At 68.6% G+C, this 9708-nt stretch carries 6 protein-coding genes and 3 pseudogenes; 5 read left to right on the top strand and 4 right to left on the bottom strand.

Annotated features, from left to right (window positions below; all coding sequences use genetic code 11):
• A partial coding sequence (locus AB0E67_RS35600) for a DDE-type integrase/transposase/recombinase (protein ID WP_362034883.1) occupies positions 1 to 490 on the top strand: 490 nt, incomplete at its 5' end.
• Positions 491 to 714: 224 nt separating this feature from the next.
• Here the strand turns inward: AB0E67_RS35600 and AB0E67_RS35595 are convergent.
• Complete coding sequence (locus tag AB0E67_RS35595; RefSeq protein ID WP_362034881.1) at positions 715 to 1305, bottom strand: TetR family transcriptional regulator; 591 nt, start codon at positions 1303 to 1305, stop codon at positions 715 to 717.
• A 95-nt stretch (positions 1306 to 1400) separates the two neighbouring features.
• On the opposite strand from AB0E67_RS35595, the gene AB0E67_RS35590 reads away from it, so the two are divergent.
• Positions 1401 to 3587: an MMPL family transporter gene (locus AB0E67_RS35590; protein ID WP_362034879.1), complete on the top strand. Its 2187-nt coding sequence runs from the start codon at positions 1401 to 1403 to the stop codon at positions 3585 to 3587.
• Positions 3588 to 4455: 868 nt separating this feature from the next.
• Here the strand turns inward: AB0E67_RS35590 and AB0E67_RS35585 are convergent.
• A pseudogene (locus AB0E67_RS35585) lies at positions 4456 to 4782 on the bottom strand (transposase); the annotation flags it as partial.
• A 19-nt stretch (positions 4783 to 4801) separates the two neighbouring features.
• On the opposite strand from AB0E67_RS35585, the pseudogene AB0E67_RS35580 reads away from it, so the two are divergent.
• A pseudogene (locus AB0E67_RS35580) lies at positions 4802 to 5537 on the top strand (transposase).
• 302 nt (positions 5538 to 5839) lie between these two features.
• On the opposite strand, the gene AB0E67_RS35575 reads toward AB0E67_RS35580, so the two are convergent.
• The gene (locus AB0E67_RS35575; RefSeq protein ID WP_362034877.1) at positions 5840 to 6814 is read right to left on the bottom strand and encodes an Lrp/AsnC family transcriptional regulator; all 975 of its coding nucleotides are present in this window, start codon (positions 6812 to 6814) and stop codon (positions 5840 to 5842) included.
• Positions 6815 to 6945: 131 nt separating this feature from the next.
• Between AB0E67_RS35575 and AB0E67_RS35570 the strand changes: the two genes are divergently transcribed.
• Positions 6946 to 7980, top strand: coding sequence for an NADP-dependent oxidoreductase (locus AB0E67_RS35570; RefSeq protein ID WP_362034875.1), 1035 nt, complete (start codon positions 6946 to 6948; stop codon positions 7978 to 7980).
• Positions 7981 to 8620: 640 nt separating this feature from the next.
• The gene (locus AB0E67_RS35565; protein WP_362034873.1) at positions 8621 to 9142 is read left to right on the top strand and encodes a hypothetical protein; all 522 of its coding nucleotides are present in this window, start codon (positions 8621 to 8623) and stop codon (positions 9140 to 9142) included.
• Between the two features lie 8 nt (positions 9143 to 9150).
• Here the strand turns inward: AB0E67_RS35565 and AB0E67_RS35560 are convergent.
• Positions 9151 to 9303 (bottom strand): annotated as a pseudogene (locus tag AB0E67_RS35560) (transposase); the annotation flags it as partial.
• Positions 9304 to 9708: the final 405 nt, after the last annotated feature.

Here is a 9708-nt window from a genome sequence, read left to right as displayed (position 1 = left end):
CACCTACCTGCCCATCGGCGGCGGGAAGTTCTGCTACCTCGCGACCGTCATCGATCTCTGCTCACGGCGTCCGGCCGGCTGGGCGATCGCCGACCACATGCGCACCGAACTCGTCACCGACGCCCTCACCGCCGCGATCCGGACCCGCGGCAGCCTCATCGGAGCCGTGATGCACACCGATCACGGGGCCCAGTACACGAGTCGGGCATTCGCCGAAGCCTGCAGGTCAGCGGGGGTTCGGCAGAGCATGAGCGCGGTCGGCTCCAGCGCCGACAACGCCGCCGCCGAGTCGTTCAACGCGACCTTCGAAAGGGAGACGCTGAAGGGGCGAAAGGGCTGGCCGAACGAGCGCGAGGCCCGACTCGACGCCTTCCGCCGGCTGTCGCGCTACAACACCCGACGTCGGCATTCCCGCCTCGGACAGCGATCCCCGATCGCCTACGAGAACACCTTCCACTCAGCATCAACTACCCTGGCCCAAGCCGCATAGGCGTGTTCAAGATTCGGGGTCAAGGCCCAAGCGCCGTCGACGGAGAAGGTGGCCTGGCCGAGCCCTGGCGCCTGTCTGTCCGTGGAGACGATCCACCTTCTACCCGGCAGATCGCACAGGCTGGCGCGGCACAGCAGATCCGAACGATCCCAGGGGCGGCCGAAAACGATCAGCTCGCGCACTCGGTGACGGTCGGGAGAAGGCCCTCCGAGGGCGACGGCCCCTCAGGGTTTCGATGGCTGGGCGAGAGATGCGATTCCGGCTTCGAGGAAGGTGAAGCCGGTCCGCAGGGCCTGTTCTGCGTCCTGGTTCTCGGCTGTGGCGTATGCCTGGGTGATGACGGCGACGATGGCAACGGCGGCAAGGGCGGGCCCGGCATCGTCGGGGGCCGCTCCGATGTCGCGGGCGATCGATGCGGTGCCCGCCCGGACTGCGTCGGAGTAGTGAATGCTCCGCAGGGCCTGGAGTTCGGGGTTGGCCTCGAACATGCGATGTTCCAGGAGGTCGAGCTCTGTGGCTGCCTTGATCTCCTGGTCCAGCCACGCCTTGACGGCGTCCAGCGTGCTCACGCCGTCGGGGCGGTCCGTCAGGGCGTCCGTCAGGCGCTGAAGTGAGTCGGCCGTGCGGGCCAGGGCGAGATCCTGCTTGGTGGGGAAGTACAGGGTCACGGTACGGCGCGCGACCTCGGCGGCCTGAGCGATGTCGTCAATCGTCGTGGGGCCGTAGCCGCGTTCGGTGAAGAGGCGGTAGGCCGCCCGCGTGATCGCTTCCCTGCGGCGCTGCTTTCCGCGCTCCCTCAGCCCCGGTTGGTCCATGGCGGAACCCTACCTCCGGAGCAGTAAATGCCACGGGATGCATTTTTATCCTAGGATGCATAAATCTGGTGTTGCTGGGAGAAGGAGCGGTGGGCGTGGCCGGACGGCTGTATGAACTGGGGCGCTGGGCGGCGCGGCGTCGGGGCCGGGTGCTGCTGGCGTGGCTGTTGCTGGTTGTGGTCGTCAGCACGTTGGGTGGTGCGCTGGGCGGACAGCTGGGCACCACGTACTCCGTGCCTGGCATTGAGTCGCAGCAGGCGCAGGAACTCCTCGCCCGGAAGTTTCCGGCTGCCTCCGGTGGTTCCGCGCGTGTGATCATCGCCGCGCCTGAGGGGCGCACTCTGACGGAGGCAGGTGCCCGCGAGGCATTGGCGGACGCGTTGGATTCCGTTGCCCGGGTTCCGGGGGTGGTGCATGTCGCCGGGCCGGAGACGGGAGGGGCGCTGTCGGCGGACCGTAGGATCGGGTACGCCGATGTCCAGTTCGCTCAGCCGGCCTCCGAGGTGACGGAGTCGGCCAAGTCGGCTCTGTCCGGGGTGGTGGAGCCGCTGCGTGAGGCCGGTCTGCAGGTCGAGTTCGGCGGTTCGGTGCTGCCTGTCGCGGGCGGCGGGATCGGTGGCGCCGGAGAGATCGTCGGTGTGATCGTCGCGTTCGTCGTGCTGGCCGTCACCCTCGGTTCGCTGTTGGCCGCCGGACTGCCCCTGCTCACCGCACTGGTGGGTGTCGCCGTCGGCGTGATGGGTGTCCTTTTCGTGTCGGGCTTCGTGGAGATGACCAACACGGCCACCGTGCTGGCCCTGATGATCGGCCTGGCCGTGGGAATCGACTACGCCCTGTTCGTCATCTCCCGCCATCGCGAGCTGCTGGCCGATCCCGGCACCCGTGTGGAGGAGGCGATCGCGCGGGCCACCGCCACGGCCGGGACCGCAGTCGTCTTCGCCGGCCTGACCGTCGTGATCGCGCTGGCCGCCCTGGCGCTGACCGGGGTCCCGTTCCTTGCCGTCATGGGTCTGGCCGCCGCGTTCACCGTGCTCGTCGCCGTGACGGTCGCGGTCACCCTGGTCCCGGCCCTCCTGTCCTACTCGGGTGAACGCCTCCGGCCCCGGCTCCGCCCGACCACAAGGAAGCCGGCCGGAGCATGGAGCATGGCCTGGGCCCGGGCCGTCACCCGCCGCCCCGTCATCGTCCTTCTCACCGGTACCGTCCTGCTGACCGCGCTCGCCCTGCCCGCGCGCAACCTCCGCCTCGGACTGCCCGGCAACGAGAGCCAGCCCGTCGCCAGCACCCAGCATCGTGGATACCAGCTGCTCGCCGAAGGATTCGGCCCCGGCTTCAACGCCACTCTGGCCGTGGTCGTCACCGATCTTCCCGCTGCCGAACGCCAGCAGGTCCTCGACGGACTGCGCACCACGCTGGCCGCCGAGAAGGGCGTCGCCGTCGTCGCTCCTCCGGTCACCAACGCGGACGGATCCGTCGCGCTGCTCGGCATCGTGCCCACCACCGGCCCCGACGACGAAGCCACCACCGACCTCGTCCACCGCCTGCGCGACGACCACCAGACCGTGACCGATGCCGGCGGCACCATGTACGTGGCGGGCGCGACCGCCGCCACCATCGACATCTCCGCCAAGCTCGCCGACGCACTGCCCCTGCTGCTCTGCATCACCGTCCTGCTCGCCCTGCTCCTCCTGACCATCGCCTTTCGGTCCCTGCTCGTCCCCCTCAAGGCGATCGTGGGATTCCTGCTGTCCATCGCCGCCAGCCTCGGAGCGGTTGTGTGGGTCTTTCAGGACGGACACCTCGCCGGCGTCGTCCAGCTCGCCGCAGCCGCCCCGATCCTGTGCTTCCTGCCCGTCCTGGTCATCGGTGTGCTCTTCGGACTCGCCATGGACTACGAGGTCTTCCTCGTCTCCCGGATCCACGAGCACTACCAGCACACCGGCAACGCGCACGAGGCCATCACCCACGGCCTCGCCCGCAGCGGACGCGTCGTCACCGCTGCCGCACTCATCATGGCCGCCGTCTTCGGCGGATTCATCTTCAGCCCCGACCCCGTCATCAAGTCCATCGGCTTCGCCCTCACCGTCGGCGTCCTCATCGACGCCTTCCTCGTACGCCTCACCCTCGTCCCCGCTGCCCTGGCCATCCTCGGAGACCGCGCCTGGATCCTCCCCGCACGCCTGGACCGACTCGTCCCCCAAGTCGACATCGAAGGCACCACGACGACCGTCGTACCCACGGTCCCGGACTCCAAGGAGCCCGTCGCCGCCACCCGGACCTGACCGCCCGCCTGCCACAGCGTGCCTCTGGGGCCAGAGGCGCCGGCCATCGACTCCCGAGGGCCGCTGCCCCGCCCGCTTGCACCGGGCTGGGCAGCGGGCCCGGGCGTACTCGGCGCCCCCGGTCCCGGCACCAACGGACCCTTCGGCCGCTGGCCCGAGCCGGACAAAGACGACCCGGCACAGGGTCCACCACCGGAAACACTGCGAACGCACACCCTCGTGTGCCCACACTGCGCGGCGGGACCGGCTGACGGTCAGACCCGCACCCTCGCCCTGGACGGGGACCGACTCAGCCTGACGTGGCATGCCGACTCCTGCCCCCACCACGCCGCCGACCGCGTCCTGGCGGAACACAAGCCAGCCTCTCCGAACCCACCGGGCACTCCGCCCCACGCCACGTAGTCGCACAAGGTCGAGGCCCTGAACCAGAACCCTGACGGGCACCCCAGAACAGTCGCGGGCGAGCCATGAGAACCCGCGCGCACATCACTTCAACCCGGGTACAGAGCCTGCGCTCTACGCGCCCTTGCGACAAAGGATGGATGGTGCAGATGGGCAGCGAAGATTCACCGCCCATACCCCAGCAGTCGCCCGTCATAGCCTGGGCGGACTAATACTGCAACCGCGTTTGGTGTGACGGAAGCTCATTTCAAGGGCTGTGGCCTCGTCGTTTGTAGTGGCTGACGCGTGCGCGGTGTTGTGCTTGCCTGCGCCAGTGGGACCAGTGCAGGACCCGGGCGAACGGGGGAAGGAGACGTGTTGTGAGGTGGGCGGTCAGGCGGCGGACCTCGGGCAGGCTCAGCGGGACGAGGTGCTGTTCTCCGGATTCTGATCCCCTTTTTTTGAGCTCTTCCACGCGGACCGTTGTCAGGTAGGCGTGGGCCGCTATGGCGAGGGTGATGTGCCGGTACCAGGCGTGGTATTTACGGACCTGGTAGTGGTCGAGGCCGCATTCGTTCTTTGCGGTCTGGAAACACTCCTCGATCGTCCACCGGCGCCCGGCCACGGTCAGGAGGGTGTTCAGGGCGGTGCCTTCGGGTGCGAAGCACACGTAGTAAGCGATCTCAGTGGGATCGGTGATGCTGCGGCGGGCCAGGACCCAGTGTTCGACCCCTTCCTCACACCATGGGCGGATCGGCGCCCGGGCCCAGTCGTAGACGCGCTCGCCGTGGGCGCCCCGCCCGCATGAACGACGCTCGGCGTCGCCCTCCTGGATAGCCCCCTTCACCGGGCTGAGCCCGCGGCAGTTCGGGAAGCTGGTGACCGTGCTGCGGCGCCAGGGTGCGGACGCCGTCCGCAAGGGCCGGCCGTGGAGCCTTCCGCTGGAGGACCGGGCACTGCTGGTCGCGGCGTACTGGCGCACGAACCTGACCATGCGGCAACTCGCCCCGTTGTTCGGGGTGTCCAAGTCGGCGGCGGACCGCATCATTGACCACCTCGGGCCGATGCTGGCGCATCAGCCCCGCAAAAGGTTCGCCAAGGACACCGTTCTCATCGTGGACGGCACCCTGGTCCCCACCCGCGACCACACCATCGCCGAGCGGTCGAAGAACTACCGGTACCCCCACCAACCACCAGGTCGTCATCGACGCCGACACCCGTCTGGTCGTCGTGGTCGGCCGGCCGCTCGCCGGGAACCGCAACGACTGCAAAGCATGGGAGGAATCCGGCGCCAAGGCCGCCGTCGGCAAAACCACGACGATCGCCGACGGCGGCTACCCGGGCACCGGACTCGTCATCCCGCACCGCCGCGAGCGCGGCCAGGCCGAACTTCCGGATTGGAAAGAGGAACACAACAAGTCCCACAAGCAGGTCCGAGCCCGCGTCGAGCACGTCTTCGCCCGCATGAAGACCTGGAAGATCCTCCGCGACTGTCGCCTCAAAGGAGACGGCGTCCACCACGCCATGCTCGGCATCGCACGGATGCACAACCTCGCCCTCGCCGGATAAGCGATCGGGCCGCACCGCGGCCAGCCATGCCCGAGGCAACCCGGAGATCATTTACGGGACATCGCTTACCCAACTCCTCGGCCGCCGACGGCAGCTGTGCCTGCATGCAGGGATACGCCGGTAGCGAGGCGACCGCAAGGGTGTCGCCGGGCTGCGGTAGCCCAGGGCCTTCCAGAGTTCTTCGCGTTCGGCGTTCTTGCCGAGGTTCTTGCCGGCGAAGATCCGGATGGGGCCCGCCGTAGTCAGGGCCTCGAGTCGGCGATCGAGCTTCTGGGCGCGGGTGAACACCTGGGCGTAGCCGATCAGGGTGTCGCCGGGGTGATCGCGCCGACGCGTTTGACCGTCCGGAGGATCGGCGCGGTTTCCATCGCTCGGATGCCGGGGAGGCTGCCGACCTGGCCGGCGACGTAGTCGTAGAGGGCGTACACGTCCGAGGCCACCACAGAGCCCAGGAGGTTGGTCGGGCCGGTCGTGGCGGCGGCGAAGGAGATCTCGGGGTGCTGGGCGAGCGCGTGTCCGGCCGCGGCCAGCTGGGACGGTTCAATGGAGATCCACAGCAGGGCGGTTCCGGTGTAGCCGAGCAGCCGGGTGTCGACGTCGAGATCGAAGTACAGGGTCCCGGCTGAGCACAGGGCTGTGATCCTGCGGCGGACCGTGGTCTCGTTCCAACCGGTGGCCCCGGCCAACTGCGCGTGGCTGGCGCGGCCGTCGTGCGCCAACTCGGCCGCGAGGATGCGGTCGCCGTCGTCCAGGGTGACGGGGGCGGAGTGCGGCAGGCTGGGTGCCAGAGCAGGCGGGGTGAGCTGGGCGGCCTGGTCATCGGTGAGGGCTGAGGCCGTTGGTCGCCAGCCGGTCGGGCCGCCGAAGTAGGTGTGCAGGACACAGTGCGCGCTGATGGCGGTGACCGGGCGGGTGGCGGCCAGCCGGTCCAGCAGCAGCGCGTCGCGCTCGTGCTCGCTTTCGGTTCGGACGTTGCACACCACGTCGGTTCCGCCCGAGGCGAGGCGGACCCAGTGGGTGTCGTCGCGTTTGGCGAGGGCGGCGGCGATGGCAGCCGACGAACCAGGTGCGCACTGGAGGCGGATCACCCATTCCACGTGCCCAAGACGGCGGGTGTCCAGCCGGCCGCGGACGTGCAGCACGCCGGTCTGACGCAGACGCCGGTAGCGGCGGGCGACAGTCTGGTCGGACACGCCCAGGACGGCGGCGATCCGGCTGAACGGCGCGCGGCCGTCGAGGTGGAGGGCATGAATGAGCTGACGGTCGAAGGAATCCACGTATCCGGACTCTAGCGGTGTCGAAATCCGGCACAGACGACCAGCTGGGTGGGCCACGGTCCAGGGGTGGGGCCACCGTGGAGGCGGGCTATCTGCCCGGTGACCGCAACTCCTCAACCAGGAGGTACCTGATGTCTGATCTTCCGTCGACCTACCAGGAGGTACGGCTGGCCGCCCGCCCAGACGGACTGCCCGCACCCTGGCACTTCACGATCGCGGAGGTCCCGCTGCCCGGCCCGGTGGCCGGCCAGGTGCTGGTCCGCAACCGCTACTTCCGTGTCACCGCTTCTCTGCGCATGATGATCAGCCAGGGGGCCGAGAAAGTGCAGGGCGTGCCGTTCCCCGCACTGCAGGTCGGCGACACCCTGGCGGGGGAGGCGATCGGCGAGATTGTCCGCGCACCGGCCGGCAGCGCCCTGCGTGTCGGCGACCTGGTGTCCCACTTTCTGGGATGGCGCGAGTACGCCCTGGTGGACGAGGCCGCGTGCACGCGGCTGGAACCGACGCTGCCGGACCCGGTCGCCCACCTTGGGCGTGGAGAGACCGCGTGCGCGGCACTGACGCGGGGAGTGAACATCATCCCCGGTGACACCGTGTTCATCTCCGCAGGCGGTAGCGCCATCGGCTCAATGGCCGGACAGATCGCCCGCCTGCTGGGCGCCGGCTACGTGATCGGCAGCGCTGTCTCACCGGGCCAGGGCGAACGGCTGGTGCGCGAGCTGGGGTACGATGCGGCGGTGATCCGTGACGTGGACGAGCCGCTGGAGGAGCAACTGGCCAAGGCGGCCCCTGACGGCATCGACGTCTTCCAGGACAATGTCGGCGGCGACCAACTGCGCGCGGCCGTGGCGGCCGCGCGCGAAGGGGCGCGGTTCGTCCTGACCGGCGCACTGTCCGGACAACTGTCGCCTGACGGCACCGGCAGGACCGCACCCGTGGAACTGGACTCTTTCCAGATCCTGACCAAGAGGATCATCATGCGGGGCTACAGCGCCGACGACGATCCCGACGCGCACGCCGAGTGGATCCAGCGGTTCGACGACTGGCTGCGCTCTGGCGACATCGTCTTCCCCCACGTACGCGTCCGCGGCATCGACCAGGCGCCAAACGCACTGATGCAGGTCATCGAGGGCCGCCACCTGGGCACCGTGGTCGTCGAACTGTAGGAGAGAGCCGCGGCGACAGGCGAGCACGATCGGTGAGCTCGACCGACTGGATCGTCGGCGACGCGACCAGGACCGTGAGCCGTGGTTCGGTGTTCGCCGAAGCGCGGAGGTGAGGCCGCGTCATGCGGTGGGGCCATCTCAATGGGTGCGCACGCCCAGGTGGGCCGCCGTCTGGTAGCGCGGTGCGACGGTCTGGAGCCGCGGCACCAAGGGGGCAGCGATGCAGTGAAACGGCGAGTCTGAATTACCGCGATCGGCAGACGGCCGCACGCGTTGTATCTCGCCCCTCCCGAACCGCTCTTCCGGATGCCGTGCTGGTGCGGAACGGGTTCTTCGCCCAGTCCGTGGCGGCCGGATCCGATCTGGTGACACTGCGTCGAAAACATGATCAAGGATAGGAGGCATCATGCGTCAGAAATCCCTGCGGCGGTGGCGAGCGTTGGCAGCCGCGCTGGGAGTGGCCCTGTTGACCATGCCGGCTGCGGCAACTGCGCAAGCAGCCGTGCCGGAGCACCAGTCAGCCCTGCATTGTTCGGATCGAGTGCTTGCGGTCCGGCTCCGCGACCCCGGTCCGGCCAGCGGCCGTTTGTGGGGGCAGTTGTGCTTCCGAGGCCCTACTGAGCCGGCTACGGTCCAACTGTTGGTGCCCGGCGCGACCTACAACCACGTCTACTGGGACATGCCCTCCGAGCAGAGCCAATATTCCTACGTGGACGCCGCCACGCGGGCGGGTTTTGCGGCGTTCAACGTGGACCGGATCGGCACCGGCAACAGCGCGCACCCGGCGGGCGAGGGGTTGACGATCGCGTCTGGTGCGGTCGCTCTGCACGACGCGATCACTGCGCTGCGATCGGGCCGAGTGGATGGACACAGGTTCCAGCGGGTGGGGCCTTGTCCCACCAGCAGCCTCGACCACTATCACCGCCTCCTGACCGCCCTGTTACGCCGCCGCAGAGCCGTCACCAGCACACTTCTGGCCCAACTCCTGAATGTCGGCCGCACGAACCTGTCCAACCAGTTCCAAGACGGCCACCGCCTCCTGGACCTGCACCGCGTCGCGGTCACTCCGCTGGCCGAACCCGGCCCGCACTCTCGCCCAACTACAAGCCCGTCTACCGTCCCGCGAAGACACCTGCACAGAGCAACTCTGACAGTTATTTAGACACAGGCCCCTGCGGTGCGGGAGTACTGGCGCTGGACGCCGGCGGAGGTGGTGCTCTTCTTCACGAAGCCTGTGTCGTCGATGATCAGCACGCCGTTGTCCGCGCCAAGGTGCTCGGCGACGTAGGTGTGCAGGTCATCGCGGACCTTGTCGGCCTCCCAGCCTCCGGGAAAGCAGGTGCTGCAGTCCGTCGGGGGGGGGGCGTGGCCAGCGTATTCGGCGAGCTGCCAGCCGTTCTTGCGGCCCGTCCCCCTCCCCCGGTGGACACCCCCCGAACGACCCCCGGCGCCGCTAGCGCCGGGGGTCGCTCCTTGCCCCCATGGGAGACGAATGGGAGAAAGATCTTGCCCAACAAGGCTAAGCAAAGCTAGACGAAGCTAACTTAGGCTAGATGCCCGCAAGGTATTCCAGCAGGTAAGCCGCTGACCAGCGACCTTCCAGGTCGCACCGTTGATCCAGACGATCACGGTTCCCCCTCTTCCGTAGCCCCCTGTGGCTTGCCCGCAACACCCTGCCGCGAAAACCCGGCTGTGGCGATGCTGTTACCCGAAAGGGACCGTCGGATG

The sequence above is a fragment of the Streptomyces sp. NPDC032161 genome (genome assembly GCF_040636995.1).
In the GTDB taxonomy this organism is placed as follows: domain Bacteria; phylum Actinomycetota; class Actinomycetes; order Streptomycetales; family Streptomycetaceae; genus Streptomyces.
Note: the sequence above shows the minus strand (reverse complement) of the source record. Positions and strands in the feature narration are given on the sequence as shown.

What these genes read in the sequence shown, in the direction of transcription:
- AB0E67_RS35595 (WP_362034881.1), bottom strand. Translation starts at nt 1,305, where the DNA reads ATGGACCAACCGGGGCTGAGGGAGCGCGGAAAGCAGCGCCGCAGGGAA.
- AB0E67_RS35570 (WP_362034875.1), top strand. Translation starts at nt 6,946, where the DNA reads ATGTCTGATCTTCCGTCGACCTACCAGGAGGTACGGCTGGCCGCCCGC.